At 57.2% G+C, this 21,736-nt stretch carries 19 protein-coding genes; 8 read left to right on the forward strand and 11 right to left on the reverse strand.

Annotation, left to right across the window (positions count from 1 at the left end; translation table 11 throughout):
* Positions 1 to 32: 32 nt before the first annotated feature.
* The 11 genes from topA to ACN0XZ_RS05390 form a co-directional block, all read right to left on the reverse strand.
* Positions 33 to 2,648: a type I DNA topoisomerase gene (topA, locus tag ACN0XZ_RS05340; RefSeq protein ID WP_417456697.1), complete on the reverse strand. Its 2,616-nt coding sequence runs from the start codon at positions 2,646 to 2,648 to the stop codon at positions 33 to 35.
* Positions 2,649 to 2,779: 131 nt separating this feature from the next.
* A complete protein-coding gene (gene dprA / locus ACN0XZ_RS05345) occupies positions 2,780 to 3,919 on the reverse strand; it encodes a DNA-processing protein DprA (protein WP_417456698.1) in 1,140 nt (379 codons plus the stop codon).
* Between the two features lie 131 nt (positions 3,920 to 4,050).
* Entirely contained in the window at positions 4,051 to 4,650 is a 600-nt protein-coding gene (plsY, locus tag ACN0XZ_RS05350) for a glycerol-3-phosphate 1-O-acyltransferase PlsY (protein WP_417456699.1), read from the reverse strand.
* A gap of 74 nt (positions 4,651 to 4,724) precedes the next feature.
* Positions 4,725 to 5,963 carry a dihydroorotase gene (gene pyrC, locus ACN0XZ_RS05355; RefSeq protein WP_417456700.1) on the reverse strand — a complete coding sequence of 413 codons (1,239 nt, stop codon included), beginning with the start codon at positions 5,961 to 5,963 and terminating at the stop codon, positions 4,725 to 4,727.
* Positions 5,960 to 6,964: an aspartate carbamoyltransferase catalytic subunit gene (locus ACN0XZ_RS05360; RefSeq protein WP_417456701.1), complete on the reverse strand. Its 1,005-nt coding sequence runs from the start codon at positions 6,962 to 6,964 to the stop codon at positions 5,960 to 5,962. Before ACN0XZ_RS05360 ends, pyrC begins: the two co-directional genes overlap by 4 nt.
* Before the next feature lie 95 nt (positions 6,965 to 7,059).
* Positions 7,060 to 7,626 (reverse strand): carboxymuconolactone decarboxylase family protein, encoded by a 567-nt coding sequence (locus ACN0XZ_RS05365; RefSeq protein ID WP_417456702.1) that lies wholly within the window; start codon positions 7,624 to 7,626, stop codon positions 7,060 to 7,062.
* A 139-nt stretch (positions 7,627 to 7,765) separates the two neighbouring features.
* Entirely contained in the window at positions 7,766 to 8,035 is a 270-nt protein-coding gene (locus ACN0XZ_RS05370) for a winged helix-turn-helix transcriptional regulator (RefSeq protein WP_417457564.1), read from the reverse strand.
* 78 nt (positions 8,036 to 8,113) lie between these two features.
* Complete coding sequence (locus ACN0XZ_RS05375; protein ID WP_417456703.1) at positions 8,114 to 8,617, reverse strand: GNAT family N-acetyltransferase; 504 nt, start codon at positions 8,615 to 8,617, stop codon at positions 8,114 to 8,116.
* Positions 8,607 to 9,026, reverse strand: coding sequence for a Holliday junction resolvase RuvX (gene ruvX, locus ACN0XZ_RS05380; RefSeq protein WP_417457565.1), 420 nt, complete (start codon positions 9,024 to 9,026; stop codon positions 8,607 to 8,609). The genes ACN0XZ_RS05375 and ruvX overlap by 11 nt, the downstream gene beginning before the upstream one ends.
* Positions 9,027 to 9,061: 35 nt before the next feature.
* Positions 9,062 to 10,216, reverse strand: coding sequence for a DUF3089 domain-containing protein (locus ACN0XZ_RS05385; protein WP_417456704.1), 1,155 nt, complete (start codon positions 10,214 to 10,216; stop codon positions 9,062 to 9,064).
* A gap of 25 nt (positions 10,217 to 10,241) precedes the next feature.
* On the reverse strand, positions 10,242 to 10,778 hold the full coding sequence (locus ACN0XZ_RS05390; RefSeq protein ID WP_417456705.1) for a GNAT family N-acetyltransferase: 537 nt from the start codon (positions 10,776 to 10,778) through the stop codon (positions 10,242 to 10,244).
* A gap of 279 nt (positions 10,779 to 11,057) precedes the next feature.
* Between ACN0XZ_RS05390 and ACN0XZ_RS05395 the strand changes: the two genes are divergently transcribed.
* The 8 genes from ACN0XZ_RS05395 (at position 11,058) to ACN0XZ_RS05430 (ending at position 21,696) form a co-directional block, all read left to right on the forward strand.
* Complete coding sequence (locus ACN0XZ_RS05395) at positions 11,058 to 11,510, forward strand: hypothetical protein (protein ID WP_417456706.1); 453 nt, start codon at positions 11,058 to 11,060, stop codon at positions 11,508 to 11,510.
* Between the two features lie 109 nt (positions 11,511 to 11,619).
* Positions 11,620 to 11,910 (forward strand): Asp-tRNA(Asn)/Glu-tRNA(Gln) amidotransferase subunit GatC, encoded by a 291-nt coding sequence (gatC, locus tag ACN0XZ_RS05400; protein WP_417456707.1) that lies wholly within the window; start codon positions 11,620 to 11,622, stop codon positions 11,908 to 11,910.
* An 11-nt stretch (positions 11,911 to 11,921) separates the two neighbouring features.
* A complete protein-coding gene (gatA, locus tag ACN0XZ_RS05405) occupies positions 11,922 to 13,403 on the forward strand; it encodes an Asp-tRNA(Asn)/Glu-tRNA(Gln) amidotransferase subunit GatA (protein ID WP_417456708.1) in 1,482 nt (493 codons plus the stop codon).
* Positions 13,404 to 13,408: 5 nt separating this feature from the next.
* Positions 13,409 to 14,896: an Asp-tRNA(Asn)/Glu-tRNA(Gln) amidotransferase subunit GatB gene (gatB, locus tag ACN0XZ_RS05410; RefSeq protein WP_417456709.1), complete on the forward strand. Its 1,488-nt coding sequence runs from the start codon at positions 13,409 to 13,411 to the stop codon at positions 14,894 to 14,896.
* Between the two features lie 136 nt (positions 14,897 to 15,032).
* Entirely contained in the window at positions 15,033 to 17,294 is a 2,262-nt protein-coding gene (locus ACN0XZ_RS05415) for a molybdopterin cofactor-binding domain-containing protein (protein WP_417456710.1), read from the forward strand.
* A 203-nt stretch (positions 17,295 to 17,497) separates the two neighbouring features.
* Positions 17,498 to 19,753, forward strand: coding sequence for a molybdopterin cofactor-binding domain-containing protein (locus tag ACN0XZ_RS05420; RefSeq protein WP_417456711.1), 2,256 nt, complete (start codon positions 17,498 to 17,500; stop codon positions 19,751 to 19,753).
* A 65-nt stretch (positions 19,754 to 19,818) separates the two neighbouring features.
* Entirely contained in the window at positions 19,819 to 20,241 is a 423-nt protein-coding gene (locus ACN0XZ_RS05425; RefSeq protein ID WP_417456713.1) for a hypothetical protein, read from the forward strand.
* Between the two features lie 72 nt (positions 20,242 to 20,313).
* Positions 20,314 to 21,696 (forward strand): glycine zipper 2TM domain-containing protein, encoded by a 1,383-nt coding sequence (locus ACN0XZ_RS05430; protein ID WP_417456714.1) that lies wholly within the window; start codon positions 20,314 to 20,316, stop codon positions 21,694 to 21,696.
* The last annotated feature ends 40 nt before the right edge of the window (positions 21,697 to 21,736 follow it).

The raw sequence follows: 21,736 nt of genomic DNA on the forward strand, positions 1-21,736 counted from the left end.
GCGGGGTCTGTATAACCGAAAAAGCGCCCCGGTCAGGACGCTTTTTTGCTTTTCGCTGATGCCTTTTTGGCGGGTGCTTTTTTAGCAGTGGTTTTTTTAGCAGCGGCTTTCTTCGGGGCCGCTTTCTTCTTGGGCGCACCCTTTTTGGAAGCCTTGGCCGCCAGCCATTCAAGCGCCTGTTCAAGCGTCACGCTTTCAGGCTCCGTGCCCTTCGGCAGTGTCGCGTTGGTGCGCTTGTGGTTCACATAAGGGCCATAACGGCCATCCAGCACGCGGATCGAGCCTTCTTCTTCCGGGTGTTCACCAAGTTCCTTGAGAACCGTTTTGGTGCCGCCGCCCTTTTTGGCTGCCGCATCAGCGATCACAGCTACAGCACGGTTGAGGCCGACTGAGAAAACTTCCTCCGTGGAGGCAAGCTTGCCGTAGTTGCCGTCATGCGCCACATAGGGGCCATATCGCCCGATGGATGCAGTGATAACCTTGCCTGTTTCGGGGTGCACACCAACTTCACGCGGCAAAGAGAGCAGGGCGATCGCTTGTTCAAGCGTCATGCTGCCTGCATCCATATCTTTCGGAATGCTGGCGCGTTTTGGTTTTTCACCGCCTTTTTGGGCTTCACCAAGCTGGATATAGGGGCCAAAGCGGCCTGTGCGAACGCTGATAGGCTCACCCGTTTCAGGGTCTTCACCCAGGTTGGCGGGCTCGTCGCTGCCTTCGCCGTTTTCATCTCCATTACTGCCAAACGGGCGCGTGTAGTTACATTCAGGATAGTTGGAACAGCCCACAAAAGCGCCGTAGCGGCTTGTCTTGAGGCCCAAACGACCGTCATCGCAGCTCGGGCATTTGCGTGGGTCTTTGGCGGTGTCGTCTGTTTCGGCAAAAAGCATCGGCGCGAGATATTCATCAAGCGCATCAATTACTTCTGCGTTGCGCACACCCAAGATTTCTTCCGTTTTAGGCTTGAAGGCCGCCCAAAACTCGCGAAGCACGGCTTTCCAGTCTTCCTCGCCGGCTGAGATATGGTCGAGCTGCTCTTCAAGGTTCGCCGTGAAGTCATACTCGACATAGCGCGGGAAAAATTTCTCAAGGAATGCTGTAACGAGCCGCCCTTTATCCTCAGGGATAAAGCGGTTGCGCTCCATATGCACATAATTGCGTTCCCTGAGCACCGACAGGATCGACGCATAGGTGGATGGTCGCCCGATACCCAGCTCCTCAAGCCGTTTCACAAGCGTTGCTTCTGTGAAGCGTGGTGGTGGGTCTGTGAAGTGCTGTTTTGGTGTTACCTGTTCGAGCGTGAGAACCTCACCTTCGGTGAGTTTTGGCAGGCGCGCGTCATCCTCGTCCGCCTCATCGTCACGGCCTTCCTGATAGACGGAAAGGAAACCCTCAAACTGTACAACGGTGCCAGTGGCGCGGAGTTCAGCGGTTTTATCGCTATTGAGGATCGTCACCGTGGTGCGTTCCATCAAGGCACTTTCCATCTGGCTCGCGATCGTACGGCGCCAAATGAGCTCATAAAGCTTCATCTCGTCGGCATCGAGCGCGTGCGCAACGTCAGCCGGGCGCCGCATTGGGTCTGTTGGGCGGATCGCTTCGTGCGCTTCCTGTGCGTTTTTGGCCTTGGTTTTGTAGACGCGCGGGCTATCGGGCAGGAATTTGGCACCGTAGCGTGATTCAATCACCCCGCGGGTTGCGTTCAGGGCTTCCTGCGCGATGGTCACACCATCCGTACGCATGTAGGTGATAAGACCCGTAACCTCGCCACCGATGGTTTTACCTTCATAAAGGCTCTGCGCCACCCGCATGGTGCGGTTGGCCGGGAAGCCATACTTGCGGGCTGCTTCCTGCTGCAGGGTTGAGGTGGTGAACGGTGGCTGCGGGTGCCGCCGCGCCGGTTTTCGTTCCACTGCCGTAACGGTGAGGGGCGTGCGGCCAACAAGGCTAGCGGCCTCGGTCGCTGCAGCTTCGTTGGCGATGCCGTATTTCTTGATCTTCTCACCGTTCAGGGCAAAAAGCCGCGCGATGAAAGACTTGTCAGACTGGCCGTTCAGCGCCGCTTCAACAGACCAGTATTCCTGCGCGCGGAACTTCTCAATCTCGCTCTCACGCTCACAAACAAGGCGGAGGGCTACTGACTGAACCCGGCCAGCGGACCGAGCGCCCGGCAGCTTGCGCCACAACACAGGCGACAGTGTGAAACCCACGAGATAATCGAGCGCGCGGCGTGCGAGATAGGCGTTGACCATCTCGTCATCAAGATCACGCGGCTCCGCCATGGCTTTCAAGATGGCGGATTTGGTGATCTCGTTAAAGACAACGCGCTTAACATCAACACCCTTGAGCGCCTTCTTCTTGTTCAGCACCTCAAGCACGTGCCAGCTGATCGCTTCCCCTTCACGGTCGGGGTCGGTCGCGAGATAGAGGCGGTCAGCGTCTTTTACCGCTTTTGCTATATCGGTCAGGCGTTTATTCGAATCACGGTCAACGACCCAGTCCATCGCAAAGTCTTCATCCGGCTTTACCGAACCATCCTTGGACGGCAGGTCCCGGATGTGGCCAAAGCTGGCTAACACCTTGAAATCTTTGCCAAGATACTTGTTGATCGTTTTGGCTTTTGAGGGTGATTCTACGATTACGACGTTCATACGTCCGTCTGTCCCTATCCTTGATAGCTATGCCTTTTTTGGCCCACTCTTTAAGCCTTCACCTAGTTCGAAGACGGCAGGAATGCAATGCCTTCTTGTAAAAGCCATAAAATTATCATGCCGCAGTGCGCCTAACTCAGGCTGACTTTCCCGCCCGCATGACGTGTTATTTTACCCGCCAGTTCAAGTTCCAGAAAGCCAGACAAAACCACTTCCGTGGGCATGCCGGAGAGGCGGATAACCTCGTCTATATGAACGGCGCTTGGGCTCAGGAGCGACAGCAGGGTCGCCTCATCCCCGGCTGGTGCAGAATGTTCCCGTGCTGGTTTTATGGTGGCGGGGGGTGAACTGAAATCGAAATTGCTCTGGGGCACCGGCTCTTTCCCACGGTGCCAGACGCTCAGCTCATTCAATATATCATCGGCGTTTTCCACGAGGATGGCACCGTCTTTCAGGAGCTTGTTGGCGCCTTGCGAGCGGGGGTCAAGTGGTGAGCCTGGCACGGCAAACACGTCGCGGCCTTGCTCAAGCGCATAGCGGGCGGTGATCAGGGAGCCGGAACGAAGCGCGGCCTCCACAATCAGCACGCCGTCTGAGAGGCCCGAGATGATGCGGTTGCGGCGGGGGAAGTGCCTGGCCTGTGGCTGGGTGCCCGGCGGCATCTCGCTCACAATAAGGCCATCAGCCTTAAGTGTATGATAAAGGCCGGTATTTTCGCGCGGGTAGATGATGTCGAGGCCGCCAGCCACACAGGCAATGGTGGCCTTGGGAGCCGCTTTATGGGCGGCGGCGTCGATACCGCGGGCGAGACCGGAGACGATGACGGTGCCAGCCTCTGCCACCTTGCCAGCCAGCATGCCGGTCAGCTTGATACCGCTTGCGCTCGCGTTCCGTGCGCCCACAACGCCAAGCGCTGAAGATGGGCTTAAAAGTTCAGTATTTCCAAGGGTATAGAGAACGGCTGGTGCATCCTCGGTGGCGGCAAGGCGGTAGGGGTAGGCGCTTTCACCCCAGAAAAAGACGTGAGCACCCAAGCGACCAGCAGCTTCAAGCTCGCGCGCGCAATCGTCGGCGCCCGCAATACGCAATGGTTTGCGCCGACCGCTGGAAGCCGCAAGGTCTGGCACTTGTTCCGCAGCCGTAACAGCATCACCGAAGCGGTGGATGAGCTGCCGAAACAAAACGGGGCCGATGCCGTCGGTGCGGATCAGGCGCAATCGAGCCAGTCGTTCATCGTCCGAAAATCTGACCAATGTTTCCGTTTTGTTCATGGTTGGACTGTGGCGAACTTCGCCACACATGTCAATAAAGTGTGCGCGAATCTGCGGCGTGTATGAGGCGTATGTGAGGCGCCAGTGCGGCGTAAAGTGCGGCGTGTTTCGCCACGCCTGTGAGGCCGGTGTTATTTTTTCTTGGAACCGATTTTGGGTTCTTCACCCTTCATCAGGCGGGCGATGTTCTCACGGTGCCGGATATAGATGACAAGGGTCATGAAAGCGATGGGCATCCAGCCGGGCCCGCCGTGCAGATAATAGGCAGCAAGCGGGGACAGAAGCGATGCAATAAGCGCGGACAGCGACGAGATGCGGAAGAGGGCAGCCGCCAGAAGCCAAAGCCCGGCAAATGCCAGCCCCAGCATCCATGAAATGGCAAAGAGCGTGCCGACAAAGGTGGCAACACCCTTGCCGCCCTTGAAACCCAGATAGATGGGGAAACAGTGCCCGATGAAAGCAGCAGCACCTGCGATGGCTGCAAGCTCTGGCGCGACAAAATACCGGGTCACAAGAACAGCGATGGCGCCTTTGCCAGCGTCGAGCAGCAGGGTGGCGAGCGCCAGATCCTTGCGGCCGGTGCGCAGCACATTGGTAGCACCAATGTTGCCGGAGCCGATATCGCGGATATCACCAAGCCCCGCGAGCTTGGTGAACACAAGGCCAAAGGGCACAGCCCCCAGAAGATAGCTCAAGGCAAGCACTGCCAGTGCTTCAATGGAAAAGCTCATGCTTCGGTCTCCCTCCCGCAGTGGCAAATGGCCCCTTGTTGCCCCGGGCCAAATTGTCACCCATCACTGACCTGTCAGGCAGAATATAGTGCCTTGCCTGCGACAATCGTCCGCCAAACCTGCCCTTGAACGGGCAGCGTGTCAAACGGCATGTTCTTCGCACTTGAAAGCAGGTCGTCCTGCACAATGCGCCACGGCTTTTCCGGGTCAAAGATCACGAGATCAGCGGGCGCGCCAGCCTCCAGCTTGCCGGACGGCAGGCCAAGAAGCTCAGCCGGTGTGCTGGTGATGGCTTTCAGAAGTGTCATCAGTTCAACCTTGCCCGCGTGTACACTGCCAAGCGCGAGCGCCAGCATGGTCTCAAACCCGACCATGCCTTCCGCAGCCTGACCAAAGGGCAGGCGCTTCACGTCTGCACTTTTTGGGTCATGGTCGGACACGAGGGTATCAATGGTGCCGTCCGCAAGGCCCGAAATCAGCGCCAAGCGGTCTTCCTCTGAGCGCAGCGGCGGGCGGACTTTCGCAAACGTGCGGTATCCCTCCAGGGCATTGTCATTGAGATGCAGATAATGCGGCGCGGTGGAGCAGGTGACCTTCACACCACGCTTTTTGGCGGCACGAATGGCGTCCACGCCTTCGCGGCTTGAAATCAGCGCGAAGTGAATACGCGCGCCCACAAGCTCCGCGAGCCGGGCGTCACGTTCGATCTGGATTACTTCAGCAGCCGACGGCACGCCGGAAAGGCCAAGCCGTGTTGCGATCTCACCCTCATGGGCAACCGCACCGTTCGCGAGGCTTTTGTCTTCCGCGAACTGAACGATGAGTGCGCCAAAGTAGGTTGAATATTCAAGAAGCCGCCGCATAACTTGACTGTCAGAAACCGGTGTGCGGCAATCGGTGAAGGCCACGGCGCCTGATTGCAGCATCTGGCCAATCTCGGCGATCTGTTCACCCTGCATGGAGCGGGTCGCAACCCCCATGGGGAACACATTCACCGTTTCGCTGTCTTCCGCGCGGCGGCGGATACGTTCAACAACCGCGTCCGTATCAATAACTGTGGTCTGGTCGGGCTGGAGGATAACGGTGGTGATGCCGCCCTTGAGCGCGGATTCCGCGTCCACTCTGTGGGCGCGCATATCAATAAAGCCGGGGCAGAGGATACGGCCCTTGCAGTCTACCACCTCGGCACCGTCCGGCACCTTGACGTCAGCGCCAAAAGCCGTGATCACCTCACCGCTGGTTACCAGCGTACCTTTGCTGTCCAGCCCGGTTTTTGGGTCCATCAGGCGGGCGTTTATATAGGCGATGCTCATGTGTCGCTCTCCCCCCTCAGGCCTTTTGTCAGGATATCAAGGCAGGCCATGCGCACAGCCACACCCATCTCCACCTGTTCCTCAATCGCGGAACGGTCCAGGTCATCCGCCACATCCGAGGCGATCTCAACGCCCCGGTTCATCGGGCCGGGATGCATCACCAGAACATCATCCTTGGCGTATTTCAGCTTTTCATGGGTCAGGCCCCAGAACTGGTAATATTCGCGCAGGCTGGGCAGGAAAGCACCCTGCATGCGCTCCTGCTGTAGCCTGAGCATCATCACCACATCTGCGCCTTCAAGGCCTTCGTCCATGCGGTGGAAAACCTCAACGCCAAGCCTGTCTACATCCTTGGGCAGCAGCGTGGGCGGGGCTACAAGCCGCACCCGCGCGCCCATGGCGTTGAGGAGATATATGTTGGAGCGAGCAACCCGGCTGTGTGCCACGTCGCCTGAGATCACAATGGTCTGGCCGTGGATCTTGCCTTTGCGGCGGCGAATGGTCAGCGCATCAAGAAGCGCCTGTGTCGGGTGTTCAGACCGGCCGTCGCCCGCGTTGATCACCGCGCAGTCCATCTTCTCGGACAAGAGCTTCACCGCACCACTGTCTGCGTGGCGCATTACCAGCACATCAGGGTGCATGGCGTTCAGCGTCGCGGCGGTATCAAGGAGAGTTTCCCCCTTCTTGATCGAACTTGAGCCGGTGGACATGGAGGTCACATCCATGCCGAGGCGCTTGCCTGCGATCTCAAAGCTCATCAGGGTCCGGGTGGAGTTCTCGAAAAACAGGTTGATCTGCGTCAGGCCATCGCATTTGTCGGTGGACTTTTTCGCCTGCCTGTTCTGCTCTGCGTAACCGTCAGCCGTATCAAGCAGATACTTGATTGCCGTGGGGTCTAGCGCCCAGATACCAAGGAGATGTTTGTGGGGGAAAAGCTGGCCCGAGGGCGGAGAGACTTCCGCGCGCGGGTAAGATGCCGTTTCGGTCGTTTGCTTGCTCATCAAGCTGGCCTTATAGGGGCAAATGCCGATGCTCGCAAGTACTTGTTCAAAACGAAATTTAACCGCTTTTCCCCAATCGCAGCCTAGCTGGTGTTCTATACAGAAAAGCGGGCTGCCCAGGCCTCGGGCGCGGCGCAGCAGCTATTGGCGACGGTGGCGATCAGGCGGTACCACGACACCAGCGTGATAAGGGCCATGATCTCAGATTCGCTATAATGTACGCCAAGCTGGGTTTTAACAGGCTCCGAGAGTATCGCGCGGCCCATGATGTCATCACAGGCGAGAAGGGCAGTGCGTTCCGCCGTTGTCCAGCGATTGTCATCCGACTTGCCTGAAGTTACCGCTGATATATCGTCTGCGCTCAGGCCGGCGGCATCCGCAAAGGCGGTGACATGCACGCCCCATTCATATTCACACTCTGCACGGGCGCAGGCGCGCAGGATCACCAGCTCCCGCGTGCGCAGGCTTAAGGGCGACGCTTTGCCAAGAAAATACCGCCCAAGCGGCAGCATGGCTTCCATCAGGCTTTCGTTTTTGCCGAGCGCGCGGAAAAGCGTAAGCGGCTCAAACGGGGCGCCCGGTGGCATCCATTTTCTGAGCGTGGCCTCCATGGCGGGTTCATAGGGTGGTTCAAGCGGTGCAACGGCTGGGGTGAAAGACATCTGAATTCTCCTAGATTGATACTGAAATTGTATCGATACTAAAAAAGTAGCGTTGAGATGCGAGCTTTCAAGAGGGGTAGGTGATTTTATGGGGTTCGTGGTACGCGGAGCGGTGGGGGAGAGATGCGGGGTGGGCTTTCTAGAATTCCTCCGCCCAGCGTTCCGCCCATGTGTGCAAGGGGCCAAAAGCCTTGATGAGGTCTTGTCCCGTGGCAGTCAGGCACCAGCGGCGATCTTCATCAGTAGCGATGATCTTGGCGGCTTCCAGTTCCTTTAGCCGGGTGGATAGAACGGTGGGTGACATGCCACCACACCGCGCCTGCATTTCGCGAAAGCCGACCGGGGCGTCGCGCAGCTCCCAAATGATGCGCAGGCTCCACCGGCGACCCAGAAGGTCAAGCGCCGCCATGATCGGGCGACCCGAAGTTGAGCCTTTCACCGGCTGACCGGGCAGGGGTATTTTATGGGGTTTGCGGGCCACTAGACTTTACTCCTCATAAAATGCACGCTCGTACACCACGCGGCCCGCATGGCCTTCAAGCGCGCCTTTCCAGCATTCAAGCGCCATGAAATGCGCGTTTTGGGCGTCATTGTCGCTGAAGGTGAGGCCAAAGTCTGCCGCGGGCAGAAAGCCCACTTTCCCGTAGAAGCTGGTGTGGCCCAGAAGTACAAGCGCATCCGCCTCGATCGCCGCGAGGCTTTCCTCCAGGAACTGACCACCAACGCCTTGTCTTTGGTGTGCAGTGTCAACGGCCATTGGGCCAAGGCCCCAGATTTGGCGTGTGCTATCGAGGCCCTCAATGCGCACGGGGCTGTAGCCAATATAGCCGACCAGCGAGCCCTGATCCCAAAGCCCGTGTTCCGCGCACATGCGTTCTGCCGTCCTCAGTTTTTTAACCAGATTGGCTTCAAATTCGGTGGGGAAGTTGGCGCGCAAAAGGCTGTCGATATTCGGGCCATTGTCAATGCTGATTTCCGGGTCAAAGCGCATGAAGGGCTCCTTGAAGGATGTATGCCGCCGCCATTTTATCGATTACGTCTTTACGGCGTGCGCGGCTGCTGTCTGCTTCAAGAAGGGTACGCTCAACCGCGCTTGTGGACAAGCGTTCGTCCCAAAGAACCTGCGGCAGGTCAAAGACCTTGGCAAGGTTATCTGCGAAGGCACGCACAGATTGGCAGCGTGGGCCTTCGCTGCCGTCCATATTCACCGGCCAGCCGATAATAAAACCCCCGATGTTATGCTCTGCCACCAAAACCTCCAGCCGCGCCACATCATCCTTGAAGCGCTTGCGGCGGATGATCTCAAGCGGCGTAGCGACGGTGAAGGTGATGTCCGAGAGCGCGAGGCCAATGGTTTTGGTGCCCGGGTCCATGCCCAAAAGGCGCTGGCGCGGTTTCATCCGGGCTTTCAGCTCAAGAATGGTAACCTGCGCGCTCAACGGTTGGCCTCCAGCCATGCTTTGGCGCGTGCGGCGGCATTGGCGCGGATGTTCATGTAAAAGAGGTTGATGTCATACCCGTGATAATTCTCACCGGTCATCAGGAACTCGCGCCAGCTACCCTGCGGTGGCTCGGTAAGATAAAGCGCGCCGCGCTGGCCACAGCGCGCACCCGTTAGGCCCTGAATGGGGGCTGAGATCGGGCCGGGGTCCGGCAGCAGCTCAATAGCACCAAGGTTGGCTTCGCGGCTGGCTTTGCCACCAACGTGCCAGTTGAGCGGGTTGGTGCAGAGCATGGTGGTGCCAGCGCGGGCTTTGCCGTTGAGGCCCGGTGTTTTTGCGAACATCTCAAGAAGGCTGCTTGGGTCACCGTCTTTTGAGAAGCTCTGATAAGAGATCACGCAGCCCGTTTCCTTCGCACTTTCACAGGCGCCGATGTCGTCAAGGGCAGCGAGGTCCCCTTCAATGCTGACGGGCCAGCCGATGATATAGGCCGCGACCATGCGGTCCCGCAGCTCAGGGATGGGGGAGATACGCTCCGCCAGCAAAAGGAGCGTATGCAGCGCCCCCTGGCTATGACCCGCGAGGATGAAGGGGCGACCAGCGTTATCGTTAGCCAGATAATAGTCAAACGCGGCAAGGACGTCAGCGTGGGCACGCACAATGGCCTGTACACCCTGGCCACTTTCATCAAAAAAGGCACCAAAAGCCGCCTGCCGGTATTTGGGGGCATATACCTGGCCCGCGAGGTTAAAGGCGCTGGCCTGATAGCGCATGGTGAAGTTACCGCGCCTGCGCACGGCGGCTTCATCGCCTTCCAGTTCCGCGTTCCAGCGGTCCTTGCTCATATAAGTGGTGGGGTGGATGTAAAAGACATCTACCTCCGGCAGCATCATGGTTTGCACAACACCTTCCGGCAGCATGGTGGCCTGGCTTTCGGCGCCGGGGCGCGCGGCCCATGCGCTCTCATCGGCATAATCCGGTGCGGTGCCTTGGTCTTCGCTTGCGATCTCATGCGTTGGTACAAAAGCCCAGCGCAGCATGGTGCCTTGATTGCTGGTAAAAAGCACACCGGCGATCAGGATCAATACGATGACCGCGGCAATCGCCAGCAGGAATTTCGCAGCAGGTGCGGTTTTATGTTTCGCCATCTTTTCTCTCCCCCTCCGGCGGTGCCTATATGGCTTTATTGAGCTTACCCGGCCAAAGCGCCATGATATGGTCATCAACAATGCGGCCGTCTTCATAGCGGACGGCATTTTTGCGTGTTCCCTCAAGCGTGAACCCAAGCTGAGTATATAACTCAATTGCATGGGTGTTGTCTGCGTGAACATGCAGCTCAATACGCTCAAGCGTCGGGTGTTTTTGCACCCAGACAATAAAATGTGAAAGCAGTTTTTTGCCCAGGCCCTTGCAGCGCCAGCCTTCAGCCACAGACATGGCAAAGGAGGTTGAATGCGCGACCCGGCGCCTGCGGTCTGTCCAGCTATCCAGCATGGCAACGATGTGGCCGTCGTGCGTTGCCACAAGGCAGCGCTCAAGCTTTGAGGTTGCCTTGCGGGCGATCCAGAAACGTTGCCGCCACACGCCCACGCCAAATTCATCCACTGCCGTCACCATATGCTGGGCGTTTTCATAGATGCGCTTTTGGTACGCGATCATGGCTTTTGCATCAGACGGCTTGGCGTCACGGATTTCGGGCAGGTTTCTCATGCAGTTAGCGGCTTCCTTTTGCCGATTTGGTGCATGCTGGCCGGGTTATTGCAAGGAGAAAATAGGCCCTGAGATCTCAGCTTTTTGTGATGCTGATAGTGCTGGACGGGTCATTTGGCAGGATGTAGTTTTAAGATTACGTGTATTTTATAGAAAATATGCCGGACAAACCGGCTTTGGGAGGCGAAAATTTCATCATTTGATTCAGAAATTGATCTGATCGGTGAGAAGGAAGGCTATGGCCTTGGCGACTATCGCCTGTTTGACGCGGGCGATGACTTGGGGCTTGGTGACGATTTTGGTGAAATTATCGCCTATTTCCGGGGCCGCCGCCAGCCAGGCAAGCTTAACCTGAAGTCAGATGTATCCCCCAAAGCCCTGAAGGACTATCTGCCCTGGATCGCGCTTCTGGAACCCATATGGGACGAGGGCGGCCGTGTGGTGAACGCGCGGGTTACCCTGCACGGTTCTGCCGCCGCCGCAGCCTATACGGACGTAACCGGCAAGCTGGTGCGCGATGTGCACAAGCCGGAGGTTGCGAACCGGCTGGTTGCCTCCCTCGATACCGCAAACAGCCGCCGCGCAGGTGTTATTGGTGTGAGCGAGGAACGGCATGGGCCGCCGCCCCATGTGCGGCTCAATATTCTCTATTTGCCGGTGACATCGGATGGTGAGCAGATCACCCATTTTTTTGCCTACGGACGGCTTGACCGGCTTGAGGATCACGAATAGCGCCAATTTATATAGTCCGAGGCGCATTCACGCTTGCCCGAAGCGCAATCTGGCGTTAAGTTCCGCGCTGATTTCTAGGGTTTTTCCTGACAGTTCATAGGGAATTTTCATGTCGAACATAGACAAGGCGACAGTGGCAAAGATTGCCCGGCTCGCGCGTATTAAAATTGAAGATGAAAAGCTGGAGCCACTTGCGGGTGAGCTTAACAATATTCTCGGCTGGGTCGAGCAGCTTGACGAGGTGAACACCGATAACATCGAACCGATGTCGAGCGTGGTGGACGCGAAGCTCCGTTGGCGCACTGACGAAATCACCGATGGCAACTGCCAGGAGAAGGTGCTGAAGAATGCACCGCGTGGCGAGTACGGCTTTTTTGCTGTGCCTAAAGTGATTGAATAGGGGCGGATGGTATGAGTGATTTAACCAAACTTTCGATTGCGGAAGCGCGCGACCTGCTCACGAGAGGTGAGCTTTCTTCCCGCGAGCTTACAGAAGCCCACATCAATGCTGTGGACGCAGCAGACGCGCTCAATGCCTATGTTGCCAAAACCCCTGACATGGCGCTTGAGATGGCTGACCGTGCGGACGGCATGATCAAGGCCGGTAACGCCAAGGGCATGACCGGCATTCCGGTTGGCATCAAAGACCTGTTTGCCACCAAGGGTGTGCACACACAGGCTTGCTCGCACATTCTGGATGGTTTCAAGCCAGAGTATGAAAGCTCCGTGAGCCAGAACCTCTGGGACGATGGCGCTGTGATGCTTGGCAAGCTCAACATGGATGAGTTCGCCATGGGGTCCTCGAATGAGACGAGCTATTATGGCCCGGTGAAAAACCCGTGGCGTGCCAAAGGCTCGAACAATGACTTTGTGCCGGGTGGTTCATCCGGTGGTTCTGTGGCATCTGTTGCCGGTTATGCCGCGATGGGCGCAACTGCGTCAGACACTGGTGGGTCTATCCGCCAGCCTGCGGCTTTCACCGGCACCTTTGGCATTAAACCAACATACGGCCGTTGCAGTCGTTTTGGCATGGTGGCGTTCGCAAGTAGCCTTGATCAGGCTGGCCCGATCACCCGTAATGTGCGCGACGGTGCCATCATGCTTGAAAGCATGTCGGGCTTTGATGTGAAAGACAGCACCAGCGTTGATATGCCTGTGCCAAACTTCGAAGCGGCGCTTACGGGCGACATTCGCGGTATGAAGATTGGTGTGCCAAAGGAATATCATCTCGACGGCATGCCGGCTGAGATTGAGGCGCTTTGGAACCAGGGCATTGAGTGGATGAAAGCTGCGGGCGCCGAGATTGTGAACATCTCCCTGCCGCACACCAAATATGCGCTGCCAACCTATTATATCGTGGCACCAGCCGAAGCCTCATCGAACCTCGCGCGGTATGACGGTGTTCGTTATGGCCTGCGTGAACTGGTTGAAGGCGGTGGCCTCGCCGATATGTATGAAGCAACCCGCGCGGCCGGTTTTGGTGATGAGGTGAAGCGCCGGATCATGATCGGCACCTATGTGCTTTCTGCGGGCTATTATGATGCCTATTACCTGAAAGCCCAGAAGGTGCGCCAGCTTATCGCGAACGACTTCAAGGAAGCCTTCAAAAACGTGGATGCGATCCTCACGCCAACGGCACCAAGTGCTGCGTTTGCGTTTGGTGAAAAGTCGGCTGACCCGATCGCCATGTATTTGAATGACGTGTTTACCGTGCCTGCGTCGCTTGCCGGTATCCCGGGCTCAAGTGTGCCCGCAGGACTTGATGCCAGCGGCCTGCCGCTTGGGCTACAGGTGCTGGGCAAGGCATGGGACGAAGAAACAGTGTTTAAAGTGTCAGGTGTGATCGAGGAAGCCGCGGGCTTTAAGGCCAAACCTGAAGAGTGGTGGAGGTAAGCGTCATGAGCAAATATGTAATTCAGGGCGCCACGGGTGATTTTGAGGTTGTTATCGGCCTTGAAGTGCACGCACAAGTGACCTCAAACGCGAAGCTGTTCTCAGGCGCTGCCACCGAATTTGGCGCGGAGCCAAACGCGCAGGTAAGCCTTGTGGACGCAGCCATGCCCGGCATGCTGCCCACCATCAATGCGGAATGTATCCGCCAGGCGGTGCGTACAGGGTTGGCGCTTGGGGCCGAGATCAATAAATTCTCCGTCTTTGACCGGAAGAACTATTTTTACGCTGACCTGCCGCAAGGATATCAGATCAGCCAGTTCAAACATCCGATCGTGGGTGAGGGCACCATCACGCTTGATCTGAGCGAGGGCCGTACCAAGGATGTGGGCATTGAGCGTATCCATCTCGAACAGGATGCGGGCAAGTCAATGCATGACCAGCACCCGCAATATACCTATGTGGACCTGAACCGCTCGGGCGTTGCGCTGATGGAGATCGTCTCCAAGCCGGATATGACAAGCCCTGAGGAAGCCGGTGCTTACCTCACCAAGCTTCGCACCATCCTGCGCTATATCGGTAGCTGTGACGGCAACATGGAACAAGGCAGCATGCGCGCAGACGTGAACGTTTCTGTTCGCCGCGCGGGTGAGCCCCTTGGCACACGTTGTGAGATCAAGAACGTGAACTCGGTCCGCTTTGTGCGTCAGGCCATTGAGTATGAAGCACAGCGTCAGGTGGATATCATCGAGGCTGGCGGCAAAATTGATCAGGAAACCCGGCTGTTTGACCCGAATAAGGGTGAAACACGGTCCATGCGGTCAAAAGAAGAAGCGCATGACTACCGCTATTTCCCAGATCCTGACCTGTTGCCGGTTGAGTTTGATGATGCGTTTGTGAACAGCGCACGCGAAAGCCTGCCCGAGCTGCCGGACGAGAAAAAAGCACGCTTTGTGAACGAGCTTGGCTTGCCTGAGTATAACGCCAGCGTATTGGTGGCAGAAAAAGAGTCATGCGACTATTTTGAAAACCTGATCGCCGCACTTGCCAAAAGCACAGGCAAGGATGCAAAGGGCCTTGGTGCCAAAGCTTCCAACTGGGTAACCGGTGACCTGTTCGGCGCGCTGAATAAAGCAGGCAAGACAGTGAACGAAAGCCCTGTGAGCGCTTCTCAGGGTGCTGAGTTGCTTGCGCTTGTGGAAGACGGCACCATCTCAGGCCGGATCGCTAAGGACGTGTTTGAGATCATGTTCGAAACCGGCAAGGATGCGGGCGTGATCGTCGAAGAGAAGGGCCTCAAGCAGGTTTCCGATACCGGCGAGATCGAGAAGATCATTGACGAAGTGATCGCGGCAAACCCTGGCCAGCTTGAACAGTACCGTGCGGGCAAAGACAAGCTGATCGGCTTCTTTGTGGGGCAGGTGATGAAAGCCACCGGGGGCAAAGCCAACCCAGGCATGGTGAACAAGCTTCTTAAACCGAAGCTCGACGGCTAATTATTGCCCTAAACTAACGATTTAAAGCCCGCCTTTTGGCGGGTTTTTTCGTTGAGGCGATGTTCTGATGCGACCAGCAGAGGAGACGGCTGGGCAATGCTCAGCTACGCTTTTCTCTCATACCGGGAGACTATAAATGGCTGAACTGCTACTTGATCGTCGTACAACTTTGAAACTCATTATGGCAACAGGTGGGCTTACTCTGGCCTACCCGCGTGCAGCGTTAGCGGCGGGGACGGATACCCCAAATTACCAGCGTGACGGTATGGACGTACCACTGGTGCGGATCAACGCCGACAATAGCGCTGTGATCTATTGCCCTAATCCTGACATGGGGCAAGGCACCTCAACGGGCATTCCCCTGATGATTGTGGAAGAACTGGACCTGGACTGGGCCCGTGTCACCATTGAGACGATGGAGCTCATCCGGCATCGCGCTGCCGACGGCACTATGCATTTCACCCATTCCAGGCAGGCGTCGGGTGGCAGCGGCAGCATCCGCAGGGGGTGGGGGAATTTGCCGAAAATGGGTGCGCAGGGACGGGATATGTTTGTGCGAGCGGCATCAAGCCTGTGGAAGGTGCGGGCAGAAGACCTGCAGACGCGCGATAGCCATGTTATCGATCCGGCCAGCGGTCGCCGTGCCCCTTACGCGGCCCTCCTGGAGACTGTTGCTGCGCTGAGGCCGCGCGAAAATGTCCGGCTGAAGGACAAAAGTGAATACCGCCTGATTGGCAGGCCACAACTCGCCAAGGCCGCGCGCGATATCGTGACAGGAAAGCCCATTTTTGGTCTTGATCAGGAAATGGCAGGCATGGTGCACGCGGTCATCGCCCGCTGCCCGCATTTTTCCGGCTCGGTCAAGTCCTTCGATGCAACAGAAGCCCTGAAGGTTCCGGGCGTACGAGAGATTGTTGAGATCAAACAGTCGGATCCGGACGGTCCCTTGGCGTGGCTTTTGGTAGCTTCCATTGCCGTTATCGCTGATAATTTCTGGGCGGCCAAAAAGGCACGCGATCTCCTTGATATCACATGGGATAGCGGCCCATTTGCGGGCTATTCATCTGCAAAAGTAGAGGCCGCGAGCATCGCCACCTTGGACCGTGGCGAGGGTTTTGAGCTTTTGAATCATGAGGGGCGCGAAAGGCGTGAGGGTGATTTTTATGGTGCCTATGATACCGCGGCCCATAAATATGAGGCAAAATATATTGTTCCCCGAGTGGCGCATGCGCTCATGGAGCCGCATTCTGCGATAGCAGACGTGCGTGAGGATAAGATATTCATCAATTATCCTTGCCAGTTCCCGGCGCGGGGGCAGGACCTGGCTCATCAGATGACCGGAATTCCTCATGAAAATATCCATGTGAAAGTATCTCGGTCTGGCGGGGCATTTGGCAGGCGTTGGGAGCTGGATTACCCGGCCGAGGCAATCCATCTGTCGCAGGTATTGAAAAAGCCAGTGAAGGTGACCTGGACCCGTGAAGACGAGCTAACCCAATGTCGCTACCGTGCCGCCAATCACTATCACATGTCAGCCGGGCTTGATGGAGACGGTAATCTTATTGCGCTCAGGCAGCGGCAGGCGTCTGACTATCCTAGTCTTCACAAGGACCGGGATGTAAATGTTGAATGGGCGTATGAAGATCTGATGGGTTGGCATTTTGAGGCCGGGATAGTTAAAAACCATCTGATGGAGCAACGTTTTACACCCGGCCCTGTGCCCCGAGGCCCTTGGAGGGCTCCAGGCAGTGTGAACACCGCCTTTGCTCAGATGAGTTTTCTGGACGAGTTGGCCCACGAGGCTGGGCGGGACCCGTTAGAGTTTCAGTTGCAGGTGCTCGGTAAACCTCGTTTTTTGCCAGAAGGCATCGAGGGACCCTTTGAAATGCACACTGGCCGCATGGCTGCCTGTCTTAAATTCGCTGCGGAGAAGGCTGGCTGGGGCGCGCCGCTTCCTAAGGGGTGGGGACGAGGCATAGCGGGGTATCACTCTCATCTTAGCTATGTGGCGCATGTGATCGAGGTTTCCGTCACAGAAGGAGAACTGACAGTGGAACGTGTGGTCTCAGCCGCCGACTGCGGGTTGGTCATCAATCCGTTGGGTGTGGCTGCACAGATTGAAGGTTCAATCCATGACGGCCTTTCGGTGGCGCTGGCGCAGGAAATCACAATAGAAAATGCGGCGGTTCAACAAGACAACTTCGATAGCTATGTAATGGCGCGAATGGATCGTGCACCCAAAAAAATTGAAATCCATCTGATGGAAAGTGACGGACATCCGACAGGTATGGGCGAACCTGCCATTCCACCATTTGCACCAGCCTTGATGAATGCCATCTATAACGCCACTGGAAAACGTATTCGCCGACTACCGATTGGGGATCAGCTTTCTGCGTAAAGCCTAGGCGAGCGCTATGCCTTTACTATGAGCCCCTCCCAACTCAGGCAAACCCAAGATATAAACCGGAAAGGCTGGCCCAAAAGGCTGGCCTTTTTGCGTTAGGTGGATAGCCGGATGCGGCGGGCTGACGCGACGAAGGCGCGCTATGGGTGTATTCTCTGATCATGCAGGAGGCCGTAGTTTAACGGAGCGAGGGATACATGACCAACTTTGAAACCACCCGCCGCACAGCGTTACAGCTGGTGCTGGCATCTGGTGCGCTGACGTTTATGGCGCCACGGGCGCTTTTTGCGGCCTCTCAGCAGGAACTGACCTACCAGGTGGACGGTATGACAGTGCCGCTTCTGAAAATCCATGCAGACAATAGCGCGACCATCATGAATGTGACGCCCGATATGGGGCAGGGCACTTCCACCAGCATGCCGATGCTGCTGGCCGAAGAATTTGACCTGGACTGGGACCGTGTAACGATTGACACCCTGCCGCTCCGGCGCGCGCGAAATGCGGAAGGGCAGATGCGCTACCGCTATCATATGCAAGGTGCAGGCGGAAGCATTAGCACCAGATACGGCTGGGAGCCGCTCCGTACCATTGGGGCGCAGGGGCGTGATATGTTTGTCCGAGCCGCAGCCGCGCGCTGGGGTGTGGCGCCAACCGGCCTCACGACCGAGAAGGCGGTGGTGAAAAACCCCGTGAACGGCAAGAGCCTGAGGTATGCTGACCTTCTGGATGATGTGGCGAAGCTGAGCCCACGTGACGATGTGCCCCTGAAGGCCCGGGAGGATTACCGGATTATTGGCAAGCCAAAACGCATGAAAGCCGTGCCTGATATTGTGCAAGGCAAGGCTGTGTTCGGGATCGACCAGCAAGCGGATGGCATGCTGCATGCGGTGATTGAGCGCTGCCCGCATTTCCGGGGGCAGGTGCGCACAGTGGATGATACTGCCGCGCGGCAGGTAGCCGGTGTGCGTGATATAATTGTAATGGAGTGGCAGGCGCCCGATAGCCCGGTTGTGGAAGAGCTGGTGGCCGGTGTGGCTGTGGTGGCCGATAGCCTTTGGGCTGCAAAAAAAGCCCGAGAGCTTCTTGAGATCGAATGGGATGCCGGACCATACGCCGGATATTCCTCCGCTGAGGCCGAGAAGCGCAGCCACGCGCTGCTCGCGGCTGGCGAAGGTTTTGATATCCTCGATTATGACGGTAACGTGAGAAACCATGGTGATGTGGCGGCTGCGCTTGAGGAAGCTACGCAGACCCATGAGGCGGTTTATACGGTGCGCCATATCGCCCATGCGCTGATGGAGCCGCATTCAACCGTCGCAGATGTGCGCACGAATGAAGCTTATGTAAAAGCGCCAACACAGTCCCTTGGTCGGGTGCAGGACATCACCAGCATCGTGACGGGCATTCCAGCCGAAAATATCCATGTTGAGCTTGGTCGGCCCGGTGGGTCGTTCGGGCGCCGCTATAACCGGGATTATGTGGCGGAAGCCGTGTGGCTTTCCAAGACGGTGAAAAAGCCAGTGAAGGTGACCTGGATGCGCGAGGACGAGCTAACCCAGTGCCGCTACCGCGCCGCCAATAACTATAAGCTGAAGGGGGGCCTGGATAAAAGCGGCAAGCTGATCGCGCTTGAGGAGCTGCAGGCGAGCCCGTACCAGTCGTTCGACCCGGACGTATTGCCGCCCGTTGGCTGGATGTACGAGGATCTGACCGGCTTTAATTTTGAGACCGGCATCATCCCCAACCATGTGATGAAGCAGAAGTTTTTCCCCGGCCCCGTGCCGCGTGGGCCGTGGCGGGCACCAGGCAGTATCAATTCCGCCTTCGCGCAGCTCGGCTTTCTGGACGAACTGGCCGAGATGGCAGGCAAGGACACGCTTGAGTTCATGCTTTCCGTGCTTGGTGAGCCACGCACCTATGGCACAGAAGAATACCCGATGGACACAGGCCGCATGGCAGCATGTTATAAGCTGGCTGCAAAAAAAGCCGGGTGGGGCAAGAAGATGCCGGAGAGCTCTGGCATGGGGATCGCGGGCTATTATTCCCACCAGACCTACGTCGCGCATGTGGTGGAAGCCCGCGTTGATGACGATGGCTATATCACTGTTGATAAGGTCACATCCGCCACAGATTGCGGGCTGGTGGTGAACCCAAATGGTGTGCGGGCGCAGATTGAAGGGGCGATCCATGACGCGCTATCCGTGGCACTGGGGCAGGAAATCACCGTTGTGAACGCAGCTGTTGAGCAGACCAACTTCCATGAATATGACATGGCGCGCATTGACCGCAGCGTGAAAGAGATCGATATCCACATCATTGAAGGGGCCGACAGCCCGACAGGGATGGGGGAGCCAGCCATGCCGCCTTTTGCGCCAGCACTTCTTGGTGCCATATACCGGGCGACAGGCAAACGGATACGCCGCTTGCCGATCGGTGATCAGCTTTCAGTGTAATCTTTGCGGCCCCGCCACAATTTTGCCATTAGCCTTTCCCATGTTAGCCTTATGAGGAGGCTGACATGCGGACACAAGCTATTGGCATATTAACGGTGCTACTTCTTGCAGGTGGCGGCGCAGGCGCGCAAGAGGCCGCCTGTGACGGTAACGCTTGCGACCTTTTAAGCCCGGCCCCGCAGGCGTCAGCTGATTTTCAGAAATACCAGATGCGCGAGCAAAGCCCCGGCTGGGCCTTGGCCCTTGGTACGCTATCAGGCGCGCTGATCGGTAATGAGATTGCCGATACGGCTGGTGCTGTTGGCGGTGCCGCGCTTGGTGCTGCGCTATCTCAGCAGCGGGAAGAGCGCTGGCGGGTGGAAGAGCGCGCGAAAGAGCGTGACGAGGCGCAGCGTCGCGGCGATGATATATATTATAATCCGGCGCACCGTATACCGGTTGATGCGCACTATCTGCATACTGCGGGCCCGCGCCGGAAAGTGAAATAACGCCCGCATGAAGGTTCATGCAGGGTTCAGTTTACTGAGGCTAAGCTTCAAGCAACCCTAATGGAGGTTGATATGTTTAGAAAATCTCTGCTCTTGTTATCGACCGTGGCAATATTGGTGCCTAGCGTTCCCGGCTTTGCGGACAGCAAAGACGAGCGCCGCGAGAAATACAGAAAAGAAAGCACAGCAAAACCGCAGCCTCAGCGGCAGCAAGCCCAAAAGCAGCAGGCGCAGAGACAGCGCGCACGCCAGAGCGAACCGCGCCGGGAACGGCAACGTGCCGCCCCGCAGCCGCGCCGCGAACAGGCAGCACCGCCGCAGCGTCGTGAGCGTCAGGCTGTAACTCCTGCCAGACGGGATATGGCATCGCCAAACCGTGCACAGCGTCAGGCGGCAGCACGTGCAGACCGTCAGGCTCGTGCAGACCGTCAGGCCCGTGACATGCGGGTGCAAAATACGAATGATCGTCGTCAGCGTAGCGCTGTAGTTGCTCGCGCTGACCGAGAACGGGCGTATAACTTCAAGGAAACTCGTGAGGCGCGTGGTCGTTCGGTTAATCGCAATGATCGCCCTGTGCGTGCCCGCACGCCGGACCGCCGCGACGTGATGCAGACCAACAAGTCTGTTAAAGGACGGAATAGCAGCGTGCCGGTGAGCTACCGTGACAGTCGCCATGATGGCAAGAAAAACTGGAACGGTGGCCGCGACCGTGGGCGTCATGTGTCATCAGATAATGGTCGCGGGCGAGGCAACGATCATCGTTCACGTGGTGATCACCGCGACCGTGACCGGAACTATCGTGGCAATCACAACCGTTACCGGGATCATGACCGTGGCCGCCGCAATGGCTGGCATCACCGGTATCGCGATCGTCCTAAAACACGCATCTATATTGGCCTTGGCACCAACCCATACGGTTATTGGGGTAACCCATATTATGGCCACTATAGCTATGGTGACTGGCCGTTCTATTCAGGCTATTGGCATGCACGCTCTCACTGGGCGTGGCATACACACCATAGCCACTATCACTACGGTGGCTATTGCCCGGGCTTAAGCCATGGCTATCAGGCAAGCTATCACTATGACGAGCCCTATTATGCGGGCTATTCATCAAACGCGGGCAATGAGGTTGCCGGCACCATCCTTGGCGGTGTGGTTGGAGGTATCCTCGGGTCCGAGATTGATGGTGGCCGTAACCGCACAGCGGGGATCGTGATTGGCTCGCTTCTGGGTGCCACGGTGGGTAACTCTATCGCGAAAAGCAGCAATAATAGCCGCATGGTTAGCAGCAACTACCGCTATACCGCAGACTATTATGATGATGACCCAACCATCTATCATTATGAAAATGAAGGCTATGCGCCGCCGCGTGAAGAAGTTCGCAAATGCATCGAGTATGATGTGCGCGGTGGTAACTATGTATGTCGCCGCTGGACGGTGGAATACCGCTAGGTTTTAGCTAAGATATAAAGCGATGAAAAGCGGCTTGTCG

The sequence above is a fragment of the Kordiimonas sp. genome, from assembly GCF_048264555.1.
GTDB lineage: Bacteria > Pseudomonadota > Alphaproteobacteria > Sphingomonadales > Kordiimonadaceae > Kordiimonas.